The organism is Streptomyces sp. Ru62, assembly GCF_002920615.1.
GTDB lineage: Bacteria > Actinomycetota > Actinomycetes > Streptomycetales > Streptomycetaceae > Streptomyces.
Genome location: NZ_PQSU01000030.1, coordinates 79,253 through 96,994 on the forward strand (window position 1 = coordinate 79,253; position 17,742 = coordinate 96,994).

At 71.7% G+C, this 17,742-nt stretch carries 17 protein-coding genes; 15 read left to right on the forward strand and 2 right to left on the reverse strand.

Going from position 1 to position 17,742, the window contains the following annotated elements; translation table 11 throughout:
- Positions 1–8: 8 nt before the first annotated feature.
- Positions 9–2,180, reverse strand: coding sequence for a regulator (locus C3492_RS33435; protein ID WP_181140683.1), 2,172 nt, complete (start codon positions 2,178–2,180; stop codon positions 9–11).
- 162 nt (positions 2,181–2,342) lie between these two features.
- Between C3492_RS33435 and C3492_RS33440 the strand changes: the two genes are divergently transcribed.
- From C3492_RS33440 to nusB, 13 genes are all read left to right on the forward strand, one after another.
- Complete coding sequence (locus C3492_RS33440) at positions 2,343–2,780, forward strand: DUF948 domain-containing protein (protein WP_086011507.1); 438 nt, start codon at positions 2,343–2,345, stop codon at positions 2,778–2,780.
- A gap of 16 nt (positions 2,781–2,796) precedes the next feature.
- A complete protein-coding gene (locus tag C3492_RS33445) occupies positions 2,797–3,144 on the forward strand; it encodes a hypothetical protein (RefSeq protein ID WP_103816397.1) in 348 nt (115 codons plus the stop codon).
- Complete coding sequence (alaS, locus tag C3492_RS33450) at positions 3,144–5,816, forward strand: alanine--tRNA ligase (RefSeq protein WP_103816398.1); 2,673 nt, start codon at positions 3,144–3,146, stop codon at positions 5,814–5,816. The genes C3492_RS33445 and alaS overlap by 1 nt, the downstream gene beginning before the upstream one ends.
- Before the next feature lie 14 nt (positions 5,817–5,830).
- The gene (gene ruvX / locus C3492_RS33455; RefSeq protein WP_103816399.1) at positions 5,831–6,295 is read left to right on the forward strand and encodes a Holliday junction resolvase RuvX; all 465 of its coding nucleotides are present in this window, start codon (positions 5,831–5,833) and stop codon (positions 6,293–6,295) included.
- A 121-nt stretch (positions 6,296–6,416) separates the two neighbouring features.
- Positions 6,417–8,063, forward strand: a complete 1,647-nt coding sequence (gene mltG / locus C3492_RS33460; protein ID WP_258056050.1) for an endolytic transglycosylase MltG — start codon at positions 6,417–6,419, stop codon at positions 8,061–8,063.
- A complete protein-coding gene (locus C3492_RS33465) occupies positions 8,044–8,883 on the forward strand; it encodes a shikimate dehydrogenase (protein WP_103816401.1) in 840 nt (279 codons plus the stop codon). The genes mltG and C3492_RS33465 overlap by 20 nt, the downstream gene beginning before the upstream one ends.
- A gap of 163 nt (positions 8,884–9,046) precedes the next feature.
- Positions 9,047–10,231, forward strand: a complete 1,185-nt coding sequence (aroC, locus tag C3492_RS33470) for a chorismate synthase (RefSeq protein ID WP_103816402.1) — start codon at positions 9,047–9,049, stop codon at positions 10,229–10,231.
- Positions 10,232–10,263: 32 nt separating this feature from the next.
- Positions 10,264–10,746, forward strand: coding sequence for a shikimate kinase (locus C3492_RS33475; protein WP_103816420.1), 483 nt, complete (start codon positions 10,264–10,266; stop codon positions 10,744–10,746).
- On the forward strand, positions 10,743–11,834 hold the full coding sequence (aroB, locus tag C3492_RS33480; RefSeq protein WP_103816403.1) for a 3-dehydroquinate synthase: 1,092 nt from the start codon (positions 10,743–10,745) through the stop codon (positions 11,832–11,834). The genes C3492_RS33475 and aroB overlap by 4 nt, the downstream gene beginning before the upstream one ends.
- A 163-nt stretch (positions 11,835–11,997) precedes the next feature.
- Positions 11,998–12,900 carry a Pro-rich N-terminal domain-containing protein gene (locus C3492_RS33485; protein WP_103816404.1) on the forward strand — a complete coding sequence of 301 codons (903 nt, stop codon included), beginning with the start codon at positions 11,998–12,000 and terminating at the stop codon, positions 12,898–12,900.
- Positions 12,901–13,007: 107 nt separating this feature from the next.
- Positions 13,008–14,114 (forward strand): aminopeptidase P family protein, encoded by a 1,107-nt coding sequence (locus C3492_RS33490; protein ID WP_103816405.1) that lies wholly within the window; start codon positions 13,008–13,010, stop codon positions 14,112–14,114.
- Positions 14,115–14,163: 49 nt separating this feature from the next.
- The gene (efp, locus tag C3492_RS33495) at positions 14,164–14,730 is read left to right on the forward strand and encodes an elongation factor P (RefSeq protein WP_030644726.1); all 567 of its coding nucleotides are present in this window, start codon (positions 14,164–14,166) and stop codon (positions 14,728–14,730) included.
- A 2-nt stretch (positions 14,731–14,732) separates the two neighbouring features.
- Entirely contained in the window at positions 14,733–15,167 is a 435-nt protein-coding gene (gene nusB / locus C3492_RS33500) for a transcription antitermination factor NusB (RefSeq protein ID WP_014671525.1), read from the forward strand.
- 155 nt (positions 15,168–15,322) lie between these two features.
- Here nusB and bldD read toward each other — a convergent pair whose 3' ends face one another.
- Positions 15,323–15,826 (reverse strand): transcriptional regulator BldD, encoded by a 504-nt coding sequence (gene bldD, locus C3492_RS33505; protein ID WP_014671524.1) that lies wholly within the window; start codon positions 15,824–15,826, stop codon positions 15,323–15,325.
- 263 nt (positions 15,827–16,089) lie between these two features.
- Between bldD and pyrR the strand changes: the two genes are divergently transcribed.
- Complete coding sequence (gene pyrR / locus C3492_RS33510) at positions 16,090–16,671, forward strand: bifunctional pyr operon transcriptional regulator/uracil phosphoribosyltransferase PyrR (RefSeq protein WP_103816406.1); 582 nt, start codon at positions 16,090–16,092, stop codon at positions 16,669–16,671.
- A 91-nt stretch (positions 16,672–16,762) separates the two neighbouring features.
- Positions 16,763–17,740: an aspartate carbamoyltransferase catalytic subunit gene (locus tag C3492_RS33515; protein ID WP_103816407.1), complete on the forward strand. Its 978-nt coding sequence runs from the start codon at positions 16,763–16,765 to the stop codon at positions 17,738–17,740.
- Positions 17,741–17,742: the final 2 nt, after the last annotated feature.

A 17,742-nucleotide genomic window follows, 5' to 3' on the forward strand; every position in this document is an offset into this window, starting at 1 on the left:
GTAAGTCCTCAGCCCGCCGTCTCCCCGCCCTTCCGGGTGGGCGAGGCGGCGGGTTCGCGCTGTCCGGGGCGGGTGCGCGGGACCGGTCCCCGGGGTGCGGGCAGCGCCGGCAGCGGCCGTCCGTCCTTCCGCAGCGCGCGGGCCACCGTGGTCTCCCGGTCGAGCCGCGCCCCCCGGCGCACCCACTCCTCGTAGCGCTCGTCGCCCAGCGCCTCCCGGGCCATGGCCTCGCACTGCTCGTGCGGGGCGTTGTAGTAGGCCGAGCCGAACAGCCGCAGCCCGACCGAGGGCCACATCCGCCCGGCGGCGCCCTGGAGCACCGCAGCCTCCACCGGATCGCCCTGCGTCACCGTCACCAGGGCCAGCAGCTCGACCGACAGCACCGTGCCCAGCAGGTCGTGGAAGCCGTGCGCGTTGTCCAGGCAGTCCGCCAGCAGCTCACGCGCATGGGCCACGTCACCGCCCTGCCAGGCCGCGTACGCCAGCACGTACAGGGCGTACGACCGCGCCCACCGCTCCCCGTGGTCCTCGCAGACCCGGCGCACGTCCTCGCACAGCCGCACCGCGTCCGGCAGGTCTCCCTGGAACGCCCGTGTCATCGCCAGCTCCACCTGGCCCATCAGGACGTTGCCGTTCAGCTCGCCGATCTCCTGGTAGCGGTCCAGCGCCGACCGCAGCAGCGTTTCCGCGCGGGCCATGTCGTCCGTGACCAGGGCGAGACAGCCGGTGCGGTGCTCGGCGTACGCCACCGCCGTCGGATCGGCCGACCGCTCCGCCTGCTCGCGGCACATCCGCAGCGCCTGGAGCGCCGGTACGGTGTCGCCCTGGAGGATCGCCACATAGCCGAGCACCCACAGCGCCTTCAGCCGGGACCGCTCGTACTCCGAGTCCAGCTCCAGGCTGCGCTCCAGCCACCGCCGCCCCTCCGCGAGCCGGCCGCACCCCACCCAGCAGAACCAGAGCGAACCCGCCAGATGCTGGCCGAGGTGCGCCTCCTCGGGCTCGGTGAGGCAGAACTCCAGCGCGGACCGCAGATTCGGCAGCTCCGCCTCGACCCGCGCGGCCACCTCCCGCTGCCGGGGCGAGAACCAGTCCAGCTCGCACATGGTGGCGAGGCCCAGGTACCAGTCACGGTGCCGTCTGCGCAGCCGGCCCGCGTCCCCGGTCGCCTCCAGCCACTCGGCGCCGTAGGCCCGGACCGTGTCCAGCATCCGGTAGCGCGGGCCCGCCGGGGTCTCCTCGCGGGAGACGACCGACTGGGCGAGCAGCTCCGACAGCACATCCAGCACGTCCTCGGCGGCCAGTCCGTCCCCGCTGCACACGTACTCGGCCGCCTCCAGGTCGAAGGAGTGCGCGAACACCGACAGCCGGGCCCACAGCAGCCGTTCGGCCGGCGAGCACAGCTCGTGGCTCCAGCCGATCGCCGTGCGCAGCGTCTGGTGGCGGGGGAGGACGTCCCGGCCGCCACCGGTCAGCAGCCGGAACCGGTCGTCCAGGCGCCGCAGCAGCTGCGCCGGGGACAGCGCCCGCAGCCGCCCGGCCGCCAGCTCCAGCGCCAGCGGGATGCCCTCCAGCCGCTGGCACAGCTCCCGCACCTCGGCGCCGTCGGCCACCGGCACGCCCTGCGCCCGGGCCCGGTCCGTGAACAGCTCCACCGCCTCGTCCTCACCGAGCGGCGCCAGCGGGAACAGCCGCTCGCCCGCGAGGCCCAGCGGGCGCCGGCCCACGGCCAGCACCCGCAGCTGCGGGAGCCGGCGCAGCAGCTCCGCCGTCAGATCGGCGCAGGCGGCCACCAGGTGCTCGAACCCGTCCAGCACCAACAGCGCCCGCCGCCCGGCCAGATGCTCCAGCAGCGTCTCCCGGGGCAGGCGCGTGGTGTGGTCGGTCAGCCCCAGCGCCTCCACGACCGCGTACTCCACGAACTGCGGATCCCGCACCGCCGCCAGCTCCACCCGCCCCCGGCCCGGGGCGCCCGCCGCGCCGCCGGACGCCCAGCGCGCCGCCACCCGCGCGGCCAGCCGGGACTTGCCGACCCCGCCCACCCCGGTCACGGTCACCAGCCGCGCCTGACCGAGCGCCGTCGTCAGCTCGGCCACCTCCGCCGAGCGCCCGACGAAAGCGGTGAGTTCGAGGGGCGGATCGCCGTCCGCCCAGGAGCCGGGGCTGTGAGGACCTCGCATGGGACACGGAGCGTACTGAACCGTGTTCACCGCGTACAATCGCTTCCCGCAACTCCGCCCGCCCCACCCGGTAATCCGGTACGGAGCCTCCGCCCCGGCGCGATAGGCTCGGGACACTGCTTTTTCATGGTTCCGATGTTCAGAGCACGTTTAAGGGAGCGGGTGCGCACAGTGTCCGGTGGTGAGGTGGCCGGGATCCTGGTGGCCGTGTTCTGGGCGATCCTGGTCTCCTTCCTCGCGGTCGCACTCGCGAGGCTGGCCCAGACGCTCAAGGCGACCACCAAGCTCGTGGCGGACGTGACCGACCAGGCGGTCCCGCTGCTCGCCGACGCCTCCCAGGCGGTGCGCTCCGCGCAGACGCAGATCGACCGGGTCGACGCGATCGCCTCCGACGTCCAGGAGGTGACGTCGAACGCCTCCGCGCTGTCCACCACCGTCGCCTCCACCTTCGGCGGCCCGCTGGTGAAGGTCGCGGCCTTCGGCTACGGCGTCCGCCGGGCGCTCGGTGGCCGCAAGGAGGAGGACGTGCCCGGGAAGTCGCCCCGGCGTACGGTGATCGTGGGCCGGACGGTCCCTGCCGCACGACGCAAGCGGAAGTAAGGACTGAGACCGAGCGATGTTCCGCCGTACGTTCTGGTTCAGCACGGGTGTCGCCGCCGGTGTGTGGGCCACCACCAAGGTCAACCGCAAGCTGAAGCAGCTGACCCCGGAGAGCCTGGCCGCCACCGCGGCGAACAAGGCCCTGGAGACCGGTCAGCGGCTGAAGGACCGCGCGGTCGGCTTCGCGCTCGACGTCCGCGACAACATGGCCCAGCGGGAGGCCGAGCTGGAGGAGGCGCTCGGCATCCAGGAGAGCCCCGGACTCACGGAGCCCCGGCGGTACGCCGCCATCGAGAACAACCGCAACAACCCGCAGTACATCGAGAACACGACGTACTCGTACAACCGGAATGAGGACCACTGATGGAGTCGGCCGAGATTCGCCGCCGCTGGCTGAGCTTCTTCGAGGAGCGCGGGCACACCGTCGTCCCTTCGGCGTCGCTCATCGCGGACGACCCGACTCTGCTCCTCGTCCCCGCCGGCATGGTGCCCTTCAAGCCCTACTTCCTGGGTGAGGTCAAGCCGCCCTTCCCGCGCGCCACCAGCGTGCAGAAGTGCGTGCGCACGCCCGACATCGAAGAGGTCGGCAAGACCACGCGCCACGGCACGTTCTTCCAGATGTGCGGCAACTTCTCCTTCGGCGACTACTTCAAGGAAGGCGCCATCAAGCTCGCCTGGGAGCTGCTCACCAGCCCTCAGGACAAGGGCGGTTACGGCCTCGACCCCGAGCGCCTGTGGATCACCGTCTACCAGGACGACGACGAGGCCGAGCAGATCTGGCACGAGGTCGTCGGCGTGCCCAAGGAGCGCATCCAGCGCCTGGGCATGAAGGACAACTTCTGGTCCATGGGCGTCCCCGGCCCCTGCGGCCCCTGCTCCGAGATCAACTACGACCGCGGCCCCGAATTCGGCGTCGAGGGCGGCCCCGCCGTCAACGACGAGCGGTACGTGGAGATCTGGAACCTCGTCTTCATGCAGTACGAGCGCGGCGAGGGCACCGGCAAGGACAACTTCGAGATCCTCGGGGACCTGCCGAGCAAGAACATCGACACGGGCCTCGGCCTGGAGCGGCTCGCCATGATTCTGCAGGGCGTGCAGAACATGTACGAGATCGACACCTCCATGGCCGTCATCAAGCGCGCCACCGAGCTGACCGGTGTCCACTACGGCGACTCGCACGCCTCGGACGTCTCCCTCCGCGTGGTCACCGACCACATGCGCACCGCCACCATGCTCATCGGCGACGGCGTCACCCCCGGCAACGAGGGCCGCGGCTACGTGCTGCGCCGCATCATGCGCCGCGCCATCCGCAACATGCGCCTGCTGGGCGCCACCGGTCCGGTCGTCAAGGACCTGATCGACGTCGTGATCCGGATGATGGGCCAGCAGTACCCCGAGCTGGTCACCGACCGCGAGCGCATCGAGAAGGTCGCCGTCGCCGAGGAGAACGCCTTCCTCAAGACGCTGAAGGCCGGCACCAACATCCTCGACACCGCCGTCACCGAGACCAAGGCCGCCGGCTCCAGCGTCCTGCCCGGCGACAAGGCCTTCCTGCTCCACGACACCTGGGGCTTCCCGATCGACCTCACCCTGGAGATGGCCGCCGAACAGGGCCTCTCCGTGGACGAGGAGGGCTTCCGCCGCCTGATGAAGGAGCAGCGGGAGCGCGCCAAGGCCGACGCCCAGGCCAAGAAGACCGGCCACGCCGACCTCGGTGCCTACCGTGAGATCGCCGACGCCGCCGGTGAGACGGACTTCATCGGCTACACCGACACCGAGGGCGAGTCCACGATCGTCGGCATCCTGGTCAACGGTGTCTCCTCCCCGGCCGCCACCGAGGGCGACGAGGTCGAGGTCGTCCTCGACCGCACCCCGTTCTACGCCGAGGGCGGCGGCCAGATCGGCGACACCGGCCGGATCAAGGTCGACTCCGGGGCCGTCATCGAGGTCCGCGACTGCCAGAAGCCGGTCCCGGGCGTGTACGTCCACAAGGGCGTCGTCCAGGTCGGCGAGGTGACCGTCGGCGCCAAGGCCCACGCCGCCATCGACGCCCGCCGGCGTACGGCCATCGCCCGCGCCCACTCGGCCACCCACCTCACGCACCAGGCCCTGCGCGACGCCCTCGGCCCGACGGCCGCCCAGGCCGGTTCCGAGAACCAGCCCGGCCGCTTCCGCTTCGACTTCGGCTCCCCGTCCGCCGTGCCGACGGCCGTGATGACCGACGTCGAGCAGAAGATCAACGAGGTGCTCGCCCGCGACCTCGACGTGCGCGCCGACATCATGGGCATCGACGAGGCCAGGAAGCAGGGCGCCATCGCCGAGTTCGGCGAGAAGTACGGCGAGCGGGTCCGTGTCGTGACCATCGGCGACTTCTCCAAGGAGCTGTGCGGCGGCACGCACGTGCACAACACCGCGCAGCTGGGCCTGGTGAAGCTGCTCGGCGAGTCCTCCATCGGTTCCGGTGTGCGCCGTATCGAGGCCCTGGTCGGCGTCGACGCCTACAACTTCCTCGCCCGCGAGCACACGGTCGTCAACCAGCTGACCGAGCTGCTCAAGGGCCGCCCGGAGGAGCTGCCGGAGAAGGTCTCCGCCATGCTCGGCAAGCTGAAGGACGCCGAGAAGGAGATCGAGAAGTTCCGCGCCGAGAAGGTCCTCCAGGCCGCCGCCGGCCTCGCCGAGTCCGCCAAGGACGTGCGGGGCGTCGCCCTGGTCACCGGCCAGGTCCCGGACGGCACCACCCCGGACGACCTGCGCAAGCTGGTGCTGGACGTGCGCGGCCGGATCCAGGGCGGCCGGGCCGCCGTCGTGGCCCTGTTCACCGTCAACAACGGCAAGCCGCTCACGGTGATCGCCACCAACGAGGCCGCCCGCGAGCGCGGCCTCAAGGCCGGTGACCTGGTCCGTACGGCCGCCAAGACGCTCGGGGGCGGCGGTGGCGGCAAGCCGGACGTCGCCCAGGGCGGCGGCCAGAACCCGGCCGCCGTCGGCGAGGCCGTCGAGGCCGTCGAGCGCCTGGTCGCCGAGACCGCCAAGTAGGAGACGGCCGAGACATGCGCAGAGGACGTCGGCTCGCGATCGACGTCGGGGACGCCCGGGTCGGGGTCGCCTCGTGCGACCCCGACGGGATCCTCGCCACCCCGGTGGAGACCGTCCCGGGCCGGGACGTCCCCGCCGCCCACCGCCGGTTGCGTCAGCTGGTGGAGGAGTACGAACCGATCGAGGTCGTCGTCGGCCTGCCCCGCTCCCTCAAGGGGGGCGAGGGCCCGGCCGCGGTCAAGGTCCGCGCCTTCGCCCAGGAGCTGGCCAAGGGCATCAAGCCGGTGCCGGTGCGGCTGGTGGACGAGCGGATGACGACGGTGACGGCCAGTCAGGGACTGCGCGCCTCGGGCGTGAGGTCGAAGAAGGGCCGTGCGGTCATCGACCAGGCCGCCGCCGTCATCATTTTGCAGCAGGCCCTGGAATCCGAACGGGTGTCAGGTGAACCACCCGGCGAAGGCGTCGAAGTGGTCATCTGATCGCGATACGGTAACGTTCCGCGCGATGCGCCGGTGTTCGAACAGCCGGGGCACAGCAAGAGGCGGAGCGGAAGCCGGCCCCCGGCCGCGTGACCGCCGGCCTCGCGGCTCTAGGGGATCGATGACTGAGTATGGCCGGGGCCAAGGCTCCGAACCGTGGCATCCGGAGGACCCGTTGTACGGGGACGGCGGATGGGGACGGCAGGCCCAGGCGGGCCCGCAGTCTCCCTACGGCGGCCAGCCGCAGCACTATCCGCAGGCGCCGCAGCACGGCGACTGGAGCCAGGAACAGCAGCCCGGGTACGACGGGCAGCAGCACCAGTACCACGACGGAGCGGGCCGGCCCGAGTACGACCAGCGGTTCGCCCACCAGACCCAGCAGCAGTTCCACCAGGGCGGCTGGGACGCGACCGGCACCCACGGCCATGTGCCCTACGCCGCCGACCCCGGCGACCCGTACGGCCAGCAGCCCGTGGCCTACGGCGCTGAGCAGCCCGACTTCTACCCCACCGAGGACGCCTACCCGCCGCCGGAGCCGCCCGGCCGCCGGCAGCCCGAGCCCGAGCCGGAGGCGGCGAGCGAGGAGGAGCACGCCTTCTTCGCGGGAGGCGGCGGTGCGGACGACGAGGAGGAGCACGAGCTCCAGAGCCGGCGTGAGCGGCGCGGGAAGAAGCCCGTCAAGAGCAGGAAGCGGCGCACCGGCTGCGCCTGCATGGTGGTCGTCCTGGTCTTCGGCGGTGGCCTCGGCGGTGTCGGGTATTTCGGCTACAAGTTCTACCAAAATCGTTTCGGCACGGCTCCGGACTACGCGGGCGACGGCACCAGCGAGTCGGTGACCGTCGAGATCCCGAAGGGCGCGGGCGGCTGGGAGATCGGCCGTCGCCTGAAAGAGGCCGGGGTCGTCAAGAGCGCCGAGGCGTTCGTCCACGCCCAGACCACGACACCGGGCGGCGACGGAATCCAGGCCGGCGCCTATCTCCTGAAGAAGGAGATGTCCGCCGCCAGCGCCGTCCGGCTGATGATGGACCCGCGCAGCCAGAACAATGTGATCGTCACCCCCGGCGAGCGCAATTCCGGTGTCTACGCGGCCATCGACAAGAAACTCGAAGTGTCCGCGGGCACCACCAAGAAGGTCGCCGAGAAGAGTTACAAGAGCCTCGGCCTGCCGGCCTGGGCCCAGAACAACAGCGACCTCAAGGACCCGCTGGAGGGCTTCCTCTTCCCGGGCACCTATCCGGCCGCCAAGGGCATGAAGCCCGACGCCGTCCTGAAGCAGATGGTCACCCAGGCCAAGCTGAAGTACGCCGCCTACGGCCTGACCGAGAAGGCCAAGGCGCTCGGCCTGAAGAACGCCTTCGAACTCGTCACGGTCGCGAGCCTGGTGCAGGCCGAGGGCAAGACCCACGACGACTTCCGCAAGATGGCAGAGGTGGTCTACAACCGCCTCAAGCCCACCAACACCGAGACCAACCGGCTGTTGCAGTTCGACTCGACCTACAACTACCTCAAGGGCACGAGCAACATCCACATCTCCGAGAAGGAGATCAACAGCAACCCGAGTCCGTACAACACGTACCGCCACCCGGGACTTCCGCCCGGCCCGATCGGCAACCCCGGCGAGGACGCGCTGAAGGCCACGCTGAATCCGACGCACGACGGCTGGATCTACTTCGTGGCGACGGACGGAACGAACAACACCGAGTTCGCCAAGACGTACTCGGAATTCCTAGAGCTCAAGGACAAGTTCAATGCCAACGCGGGCAACTGACGGCCGTCGTGCCGCCGTGCTCGGTTCACCGATCGCCCACTCCCTCTCCCCGGTGCTGCACCGGGCCGCGTACGAGGCGGCCGGACTCACCGGCTGGTCGTACGACAGCTTCGACGTCGACGAGGCCGCCCTGCCCGGCTTCCTGGACAAGCTCGGGCCGGAGTGGGCGGGGCTGTCGCTGACCATGCCGCTGAAGCGGGCGGTCATCCCGCTGGTGGACGAGATCAGCGACACGGCCGCCTCGGTCGACGCGGTCAACACGCTCGTCTTCACCGAGGACGGCCGCCGGCTCGGCGACAACACCGACATCCCGGGCATGGTGGCCGCCCTGCGCGAGCACGGCATCGAACAGGTCGACTCCGCCGCCGTCCTCGGCGCCGGCGCCACCGCCTCCTCCGCGCTCGCCGCGCTGGCCCGCATCTGCACCGGGGAGGTCGTCGCCTACGTCCGCAGCGAGGCCCGCGCCGCCGAGATGCGGCAGTGGGGCGAACGGCTCGACGTGGAGGTCCGCACGGCGGACTGGGCGGACGCGGCCGAGGCCCTGCGCGCCCCGCTGGTCGTCGCCACCACGCCCGCCGGCACGACCGACGCCCTCGCCGCCGCCGTACCCGAACGCCCCGCCACCCTCTTCGACGTGCTCTACGACCCCTGGCCCACCGAGCTGGCGGCCCGCTGGTCCATGTTCGGCGGTGCCGTGGTCAGCGGCCTGGACCTGCTGGTCCACCAGGCCGTGCTCCAGTTCGAGCAGATGACCGGGCATGCCCCGGGCCCCCTGGAGGCCATGCGGCACGCCGGCGAGCAGGCCCTCGCGGCCCGCTGACGCCCCGCGCGCGTCCGCCTGCTGGACCGGCGGCCGGTCCGCGCTCTGGGACGTGGGAGGATCGGAGGTGGCGTACCGGGGTCGCGCACCCGGCAGCGCCGTCGCCGTACGCGAGGACGCGCGTACGCCGGGCAGTACCGGGCGCGAGCACTGAGGAGCACCGTTGAGCAGGCTGCGTTGGCTGACCGCGGGGGAGTCCCACGGTCCCGCACTTGTCGCGACGCTGGAGGGTCTTCCCGCCGGCGTGCCGATCACCACGGAGATGGTGGCGGACCACCTGGCGCGGCGGCGGCTCGGCTATGGCCGCGGTGCGCGGATGAAGTTCGAGCGGGACGAGGTCACGTTCCTCGGCGGCGTCCGGCACGGGCTGACCCTGGGCTCCCCGGTGGCGATCATGGTCGGGAACACCGAGTGGCCGAAGTGGGAGCAGGTCATGGCGGCCGACCCGGTCGACCCCGAGGTGCTGGCGGGCCTGGCCCGCAACGCGCCGCTGACCCGCCCCCGCCCCGGCCACGCCGACCTGGCGGGCATGCAGAAGTACGGCTTCGACGAGGCCCGCCCGATCCTGGAGCGCGCCTCGGCCCGCGAGACGGCGGCTCGGGTGGCGCTGGGCGCGGTCGCCCGGTCGTACCTGAAGGAGACGACCGGCATCGAGATCGTCTCCCACGTGGTCGAGCTGTGCTCGGTGAAGGCCCCGAAGGGCGTGTACCCCACTCCGGCCGACGTCGAGAAGCTGGACGCCGACCCGCTGCGCTGCCTCGACGCGGACACCTCCAAGGCGATGGTCGCCGAGGTCGACCAGGCCCACAAGGACGGCGACACCCTGGGTGGCGTGGTCGAGGTGCTGGCCTACGACGTCCCGGTCGGCCTCGGCTCGCACGTGCACTGGGACCGCAAGCTGGACGCACGCCTCGCCGGCGCGCTCATGGGCATCCAGGCGATCAAGGGCGTCGAGATCGGCGACGGCTTCGAGCTGGCCCGTGTGCCCGGCTCGCAGGCCCACGACGAGATCGTCTCCACGCCGGAGGGCATCCGGCGCGTCTCCGGCCGCTCGGGCGGCACCGAGGGCGGCCTGAGCACGGGTGAGCTGCTGCGGGTGCGCGCCGCGATGAAGCCGATCGCCACCGTGCCGCGCGCGCTCAGGACGGTGGACGTCACCACCGGTGAGCCCGCCCAGGCCCACCACCAGCGCTCCGACGTCTCCGCCGTCCCGGCGGCCGGCATCGTCGCCGAGGCCATGGTGGCGCTCGTCCTCGCGGACGCGGTCGCCGAGAAGTTCGGCGGTGACTCCGTCCCGGAGACCCGGCGCAACGTCCGGTCGTACCTCGACAACCTGGCGATCCGGTGAGCGGCACACCGGCGGTCGTCCTGGTCGGGCCGATGGGCGTGGGCAAGTCCACCGTCGGCCGGCTGCTCGCCGACCGCCTCGGCGTCGGCTACCGGGACACCGACGAGGACATCGTGGCGGCCGAGGGCCGCACCATCGCCGAGATCTTCGTGGACGAGGGCGAGGCCGCCTTCCGCGCCCTGGAGAAGGCCGCCGTGCGGGCCGCGCTCGCCGAGCACCGGGGTGTCGTCGCGCTGGGCGGCGGGGCGGTCCTGGACCCGGACACGCGCGCGCTGCTGGCCGGGCAGCGGGTGCTCTACCTCTCGATGGAGGTCGAGGAGGCCGTCAAGCGCACCGGTCTGAACGTGGCCCGCCCGCTGCTCGCGGTCAACCCGCGCAAGCAGTGGCGGGAGTTGATGGAAGCGCGCCGGCACCTGTACGAGGAGGTCGCCACCGCCGTCGTCGCGACGGACGGCCGCACTCCGGAAGAGGTCGCGCAGGCGGCGCTGGACGCACTGGAGTTGAAGCAGGTATGAGCGAGGCAGTCACCCGGATCCAGGTCGCCGGCACCGCGGGCACCGACCCCTACGAGGTGCTGGTGGGCCGGCAGCTCCTGGACGAGCTGGCCGGGCTCATCGGGGCGAAGGCCAAGCGGGTCGCCGTGATCCACCCGGAGGCGCTGGCCGACACCGGGGAGGCGCTGCGCGCCGACCTGGCCGGGCAGGGCTACGACGCCGTGGCGATCCAGGTGCCCAACGCGGAGGAGGCCAAGACCGCCGAGGTCGCCGCCTACTGCTGGAAGGCGCTGGGCCAGTGCGGCTTCACCCGCACCGACGTCATCGTCGGTGTCGGCGGCGGTGCCACCACCGACCTGGCCGGGTTCGTCGCCGCGACCTGGCTGCGCGGGGTGCGCTGGATCGCCATCCCCACGACCGTGCTGGCCATGGTCGACGCGGCGGTCGGTGGCAAGACCGGCATCAACACCGCCGAGGGCAAGAACCTGGTCGGCGCCTTCCACCCGCCGGCCGGTGTGCTGTGCGACCTGGCCGCGCTGGACTCCCTCCCGGTGCACGACTACGTCTCCGGACTGGCCGAGATCATCAAGGCGGGGTTCATCGCCGACCCGGTGATCCTGGACCTGATCGAGGCCGACCCGGAGGCCGCCCGCACCCCGGCGGGCCCGCACACGGCCGAGCTGATCGAGCGGTCGATCCGGGTCAAGGCCGACGTCGTCTCCTCGGACCTGAGGGAGTCCGGCCGGCGGGAGATCCTCAACTACGGCCACACGCTCGGCCACGCCATCGAGAAGAACGAGCGGTACAAGTGGCGGCACGGGGCCGCGGTCGCGGTCGGCATGCACTTCGCCGCCGAACTCGGCCGCCTCGCGGGCCGTCTGGACGACGCGACGGCCGACCGCCACCGCAGCATCCTCGAATCCGTCGGCCTGCCGCTGCACTACCGCTACGACCAGTGGCCCAAGCTGCTGGAGGCCATGAAGGTCGACAAGAAGTCCCGCGGCGACCTGCTGCGCTTCATCGTCCTGGACGGCCTGGCCAAGCCGACCGTCCTGGAAGGGCCGGACCCGGCCGTCCTCCTCGCCGCCTACGGCGAAGTCGGCCAGTAGGCCCCGGACCGCTCCCCGCGTCCGGTTTCCTTCGCCGCCGGGCACTTCGGACCGCCCCGGGCCGTTTCACCGAACGACGGCCGGGGACGGTACCGTTCGGTGGCAAGCGGGGCAGGCCCCCGCTGCCAGCGCCAGATGTGTGTACGAGACGGAGTGGCAACGGATGCAGCACGCAGTGGGGTCTCCGCTGCCGCCGCCCCACGAGCCGGGGCAGGGCCCGCACGCCGGCTGGGGGTCGGCCGCACACCACCCGGGCCCGCACCCGGGAGTCTCCCAGGGGCCCGCTCCCGTCCCCCCGCCGCCGGGCTTCCCGGCTCCGCCCGGACCGGTGCCGCCGGCCCCGCAGCAGCCGCCGGCCCCCTCCGGCCAGGTGCCGCCGCCTCCGCCGCCGCAGCACACCGGCGGACCGCAGACCCCCGACGGCACCGGACACGTCCACCTGCCACCCGGCGGTCCGGTCGGCGCCCCCACGGCCCCGCCCGCCGCGGCCACGGCACCGGACCCGACGGCGACCACCCTCGCCGTCCTCCTCATCGGCCCCGCCGGTGCGGGCAAGACCAGCGTCGCCAAGTACTGGGCGGACCACCGCCGGGTCCCCACGGCCCACATCAGCCTGGACGACGTCCGCGAATGGGTCCGCTCGGGCTTCGCCGACCCGCAGTCCGGCTGGAACGACAACTCGGAGGCCCAGTACCGCCTGGCCCGTCGCACCTGCGGCTTCGCCGCGCGCAATTTCCTGGCCAACGGCATCTCCTGCATCCTGGACGACGCCGTCTTCCCGGACCGCCCGGTCGTCGGCCTCGGCGGCTGGAAGCGGCACGTGGGTCCCGGCCTGCTCCCGGTGGTCCTGCTCCCGGGCCTCGACGTCGTCCTGGAGCGCAACGCCGAACGCAGCGGCAACCGCCGCCTCACGGACGAGGAGGTGGCCCGCATCCACGGCCGCATGGCCGGCTGGTACGGCTCGGGCCTCCCGATCATCGACAACTCCCAGCTGGACGTCCCGGGAACGGCCCGCGTGCTGGACGAGGTCCTGGCCAGGGCGATAGCGAGTCCGCCGAGCTGGTGAGCGGGGAGTGCCTGCGGCACACCACCGCACCACCCCCCACCTGCTCCGCAGCCCCACTCGGCCCCCGCCGATCGGCATAATCCGGACAAACCTCCTACGCTCATCTCATGTCAGAGGTGTACGCGAACCGCCGATCCCGGCTGAGGGAACACTTCAACGCGGCGGGCACCGCGGCAGCGCTCGTCACCCGCCCGGCCAATGTCCGCTACCTCGCCGCCGCGGCCCCGCGGGGCGCCGTGCTGCTGATCGGCAGGGGCGAGGACGTCCTGGTGTGCGCCGGTCCGCCGGACGACCGCCCCCACGAAGGCCAGCCGGACGAGAACCTGCGCCTGCACGTCCTCCCGGCGAACGAGGGCGACGCCGCCGTCGCCGCGGCCGGCCTCGCCGCCGACCAGGGTGCCGACTCCCTGGCGGTCGAGGAACACCACCTCACCGTCACCCGGCACCGGGCCGTCGCCTCCGTCGCCCCGAAGCTCCGCCTCATCGACCTCGGCGGGGCCGTGGAACAGCTCAGGGTCGTCAAGGACGAGGAGGAGATCTCCTGTCTGCGCATCGGCGCCGAGATCGCCGACCAGGCCCTCGGTGAGCTGCTGGAGTCCATCCTGGTCGGCCGTACCGAACGGCACCTCGCGCTGGAGCTGGAGCGGCGCCTGGTCGACCACGGCGCCGACGGCCCGGCCTTCCCCACCTCCGTGGCCACCGGACCGCACGCCGGCCGCCGCGGCCACCGCCCCACCGACCGGCGGGTGGAGGAGGGCGACTTCCTCTCCGTCTGTCTCGGCGCCACCTACCGCGGCTACCGCTGCGAGATCGGCCGCACCTTCGTCATCGGCACCTCACCCGCCGACTGGCAGATCGAGCTGTACGACCTGGTCTTCGCCGCCCAGCGGGCCGGACGCGAGTTCCTGGCACCCGGCGCCGCCTACCGCGACGTGGACCGCGCGGCGCGCCAGGTACTGGACTCCGCGGGCTACGCGGAGGCCCTGCCACCGCTGACCGGACACGGTGTCGGACTCGAAATCGACGAGGACCCGCAGTTGGCGCCCGCGGCCATGGGTAAACTGGACGCTTGCGTGCCGGTCACCGTCGAACCGGGGGTCCACCTCCCGGGCCGGGGCGGTGTCCGGATCGATGACACGCTCGTCGTACGCCCCGAGGCGGACGGCGGACCCGAGCTACTCACCATCACGACCAAGGAGCTGCTCGCCCTCTAGGCAGGTGCGTGCGCCGGGGTCGTACGTCAGTCCAGGAGATTCCGCAACCGTGGCTTCCACGAACGACCTCAAGAACGGCATGGTGCTCAAGCTCGAAGGCGGCCAGCTCTGGTCCGTCGTCGAGTTCCAGCACGTCAAGCCCGGCAAGGGCCCCGCCTTCGTGCGCACCAAGCTCAAGAACGTGCTCTCCGGCAAGGTCGTCGACAAGACCTTCAACGCCGGTGTCAAGGTCGAGACGGCCACTGTCGACAAGCGCGACATGCAGTTCTCGTACATGGACGGCGAGTACTTCGTCTTCATGGACATGGAGACCTACGATCAGCTGCACATCGACCGGAAGGCCGTCGGCGACGCCGCGAACTTCCTGGTCGAGGGCTTCACCGCCACCGTCGCGCAGCACGAGGGCGAGGTCCTCTTCGTCGAGCTGCCCGCCGCCGTCGAGCTCACCATCCAGGAGACCGAGCCGGGCGTCCAGGGCGACCGCTCCACCGGTGGCACCAAGCCCGCCACCCTGGAGACCGGCCACCAGATCCAGGTCCCGCTCTTCATCACCACTGGTGAGAAGATCAAGGTCGACACCCGCACCAGCGACTACCTCGGCCGGGTGAACAGCTAACCGTGGCTGCCCGCAACACGGCCCGCAAGCGCGCCTTCCAGATCCTCTTCGAGGGTGACCAGCGCGGCGCCGACGTCCTGACGGTCCTCGCGGACTGGATCCGGCTCTCCCGGTCCGACACCCGGCAGCCGCCGGTCAGCGAGTACACGATGCAGCTGGTCGAGGGCTACGCGGAGCACGCGAAGCGGATCGACGAGCTGATCGCCCAGTACGCGGTGGGCTGGACGCTCGACCGGATGCCGGTCGTGGACCGCAACATCCTGCGGCTGGGCGCGTACGAGCTGATCTGGGTCGACGAGACCCCGGACGCCGTCGTCCTGGACGAGATGGTGCAGCTGGCCAAGGAGTTCTCGACCGACGAGTCGCCGTCGTTCGTCAACGGGCTGCTGGGCCGCCTGAAGGAGCTCAAGCCGTCCCTGCGCCGGGACGAGGCGTAACCGCCCGACAGCCATCGCCGGAGGGCCCGCAGCACGCCCGTGCTGCGGGCCCTCCGGCGTGTGCCGTACCGCCGCTGAAACGCCGCCGGGGTGGCCGGAACCGTAGAGTTCCGGCCACCCCGGCGGCACGTTTCTGCTGAGGCCTGTGAGGGTCGTTACGCCTCTTCGTGCGTGGCAACCGCGCGGCGCGCGTCCGCGTCCAGGACGCCCCAGCTGATCAGCTGCTCGGTGAGGACCGAGGGGGACTGGTCGTAGATGACGGCGAGTGTGCGCAGGTCGTCCTGGCGGATGGAGAGCACCTTGCCGTTGTAGTCACCGCGCTGGGACTGGATCGTCGCCGCGTAGCGCTGCAGGGGGCCCGCCTTCTCGGCCGGCACGGTGGCCAGCCGCTCCAGGTCCAGGACCAGCTTCGGCGGCGGCTCGGCGGCGCCGCCCGGGGTGGTGCCCGGCAGGAGCTCCTGCACCGGAACGCCGTAGAAATCGGCCAGCTCGGCCAGGCGCTGCACGGTCACGGCACGGTCGCCGCGCTCGTAGGAACCGACCACCACGGCCTTCCAGCGACCCTGGGACTTCTCCTCGACACCGTGGAGGGAAAGGCCCTGCTGGGTGCGGATGGCCCGGAGCTTGGCCCCGAGCTGTTTGGCGTATTCGCTGGACATATAGCTCCCCGGACACTGTGTCGACGCGGCCGGCTGCTTTCCCGCCGCGCGGCTGGTAACTCACTGTGAGGTTACGCAGCGTGACACTGATGCGTCAAGCCGAATGGTCCACACCGACTCTTCCGTGGTAGTGACGACCGATTGGGCCAAGCGGGTGACAGGGGGGCGGTCGGGGCCGGGCAGGTGACCTGCTACGGTGGATGGCGCAATTCCGACGTCCTTTAAGGTCCGTCCCGTGAGGCGGAGAAGGAGGTCCGTTTCGTATGGACAAGCACGTCACGCCTGCGCATCCGCAAGCGTCCGATGCGCGGCCCGTTCTTGAGGGCCCCGACATCGCACGGGTGCTCACCCGTATCGCCCACGAGATCGTCGAGCGCGCCAAGGGCGCCGACGACGTGGTGCTCCTCGGCATCCCGACCCGCGGCGTCTTCCTCGCCCAGCGGCTCGCCGCCAAGCTGGAGCAGATCACCGACCGCGGGGTCCCGGTCGGCTCGCTCGACATCACCATGTACCGCGACGACCTGCGCATGCACCCGCCGCGCGCGCTGGCCCGCACCGAGATCCCCGGCGACGGCATCGACGGCCGGCTGGTCGTCCTCGTCGACGACGTGCTCTTCTCCGGGCGCACGATCCGCGCCGCCCTCGACGCCCTGAACGACATCGGGCGCCCGCGCGCGGTGCAGCTCGCGGTCCTGGTCGACCGCGGCCACCGCGAACTGCCCATCCGTGCCGACTACGTCGGCAAGAACCTCCCCACGTCGCTGCGGGAGACGGTCAAGGTCCAGCTCGCCGAGGAGGACGGTCGCGACACCGTGCTGCTCGGTGTGAAGCCGGCCGCTCAGTAGCAAGTCGGGCGCACGGCCGCTCCGGCGTGCCGTGCACACGCGCCCGCCTGCCCGAAATCTCCCGAATGAACTGCCTTACGGAGCCTGACAGATGCAGCGTCATCTCATCTCGGCCGCCGACCTCACCCGCGACGACGCCGTCCACATCCTCGACACCGCCGAGGAGATGGCCCGGGTCGCGGACCGGCCCATCAAGAAGCTGCCGACCCTGCGCGGCCGGACGATCGTCAACCTCTTCTTCGAGGACTCCACGCGTACGCGCATCTCCTTCGAGGCTGCCGAGAAGCGCCTGTCCGCGGACGTCATCAACTTCTCCGCCAAGGGCTCCTCGGTGTCCAAGGGCGAGTCCCTGAAGGACACCGCGCAGACCCTGGAGGCCATGGGCGTCGACGCCGTGGTCATCCGGCACGGCGCCTCCGGAGCCCCGTACCGCCTGGCCAACTCCGGCTGGATCGACGCGGCCGTCATCAACGCCGGCGACGGCACCCACCAGCACCCCACCCAGGCCCTGCTGGACGCCTTCACCATGCGCCGCCGGCTCATCGGCCGCGACGCCGGGCTCGGCCAGGACCTGTCCGGCAAGCGGATCACCGTCGTCGGTGACGTCCTGCACAGCCGGGTCGCCCGCTCCAACGTCGACCTGCTGCACACCCTCGGCGCCGAGGTCACCCTGGTCGCCCCGCCCACCCTGGTGCCGGTCGGCGTCGACTCCTGGCCGTGCGCGGTCTCGTACGACCTCGACAGCACCCTGCCCAAGTCCGACGCCGTGATGATGCTCCGCGTCCAGCGCGAGCGCATGAACGCCGCCTTCTTCCCGACCGAGCGCGAGTACTCGCGGCGCTACGGCCTCGACGGCGACCGCATGGCCAAGCTGCCCGAGCACGCCATCGTGATGCACCCCGGGCCGATGGTGCGCGGCATGGAGATCACCGCCGAGGTCGCCGACTCCGACCGCTGCACCGCCGTCGAGCAGGTCGCCAACGGCGTCTCCATCCGGATGGCCGTCCTGTACCTGCTGCTCGGCGGAAACGAGCCTGCCGTGACCCACTCCCGTACCGAGGAGAAGTAAGA

Coding starts and splice junctions, on each gene's coding strand:
- aroB (WP_103816403.1), top strand. CDS start 10,743: ATGAGCGAGGCAGTCACCCGGATCCAGGTCGCCGGCACCGCGGGCACC.
- pyrR (WP_103816406.1), top strand. CDS start 16,090: ATGGACAAGCACGTCACGCCTGCGCATCCGCAAGCGTCCGATGCGCGG.
- C3492_RS33465 (WP_103816401.1), top strand. CDS start 8,044: ATGCCAACGCGGGCAACTGACGGCCGTCGTGCCGCCGTGCTCGGTTCA.
- mltG (WP_258056050.1), top strand. CDS start 6,417: ATGACTGAGTATGGCCGGGGCCAAGGCTCCGAACCGTGGCATCCGGAG.
- C3492_RS33475 (WP_103816420.1), top strand. CDS start 10,264: ATGGGCGTGGGCAAGTCCACCGTCGGCCGGCTGCTCGCCGACCGCCTC.
- alaS (WP_103816398.1), top strand. CDS start 3,144: ATGGAGTCGGCCGAGATTCGCCGCCGCTGGCTGAGCTTCTTCGAGGAG.
- C3492_RS33435 (WP_181140683.1), bottom strand. CDS start 2,180: ATGCGAGGTCCTCACAGCCCCGGCTCCTGGGCGGACGGCGATCCGCCC.
- C3492_RS33485 (WP_103816404.1), top strand. CDS start 11,998: ATGCAGCACGCAGTGGGGTCTCCGCTGCCGCCGCCCCACGAGCCGGGG.
- C3492_RS33515 (WP_103816407.1), top strand. CDS start 16,763: ATGCAGCGTCATCTCATCTCGGCCGCCGACCTCACCCGCGACGACGCC.
- bldD (WP_014671524.1), bottom strand. CDS start 15,826: ATGTCCAGCGAATACGCCAAACAGCTCGGGGCCAAGCTCCGGGCCATC.
- C3492_RS33490 (WP_103816405.1), top strand. CDS start 13,008: ATGTCAGAGGTGTACGCGAACCGCCGATCCCGGCTGAGGGAACACTTC.
- ruvX (WP_103816399.1), top strand. CDS start 5,831: ATGCGCAGAGGACGTCGGCTCGCGATCGACGTCGGGGACGCCCGGGTC.
- C3492_RS33445 (WP_103816397.1), top strand. CDS start 2,797: ATGTTCCGCCGTACGTTCTGGTTCAGCACGGGTGTCGCCGCCGGTGTG.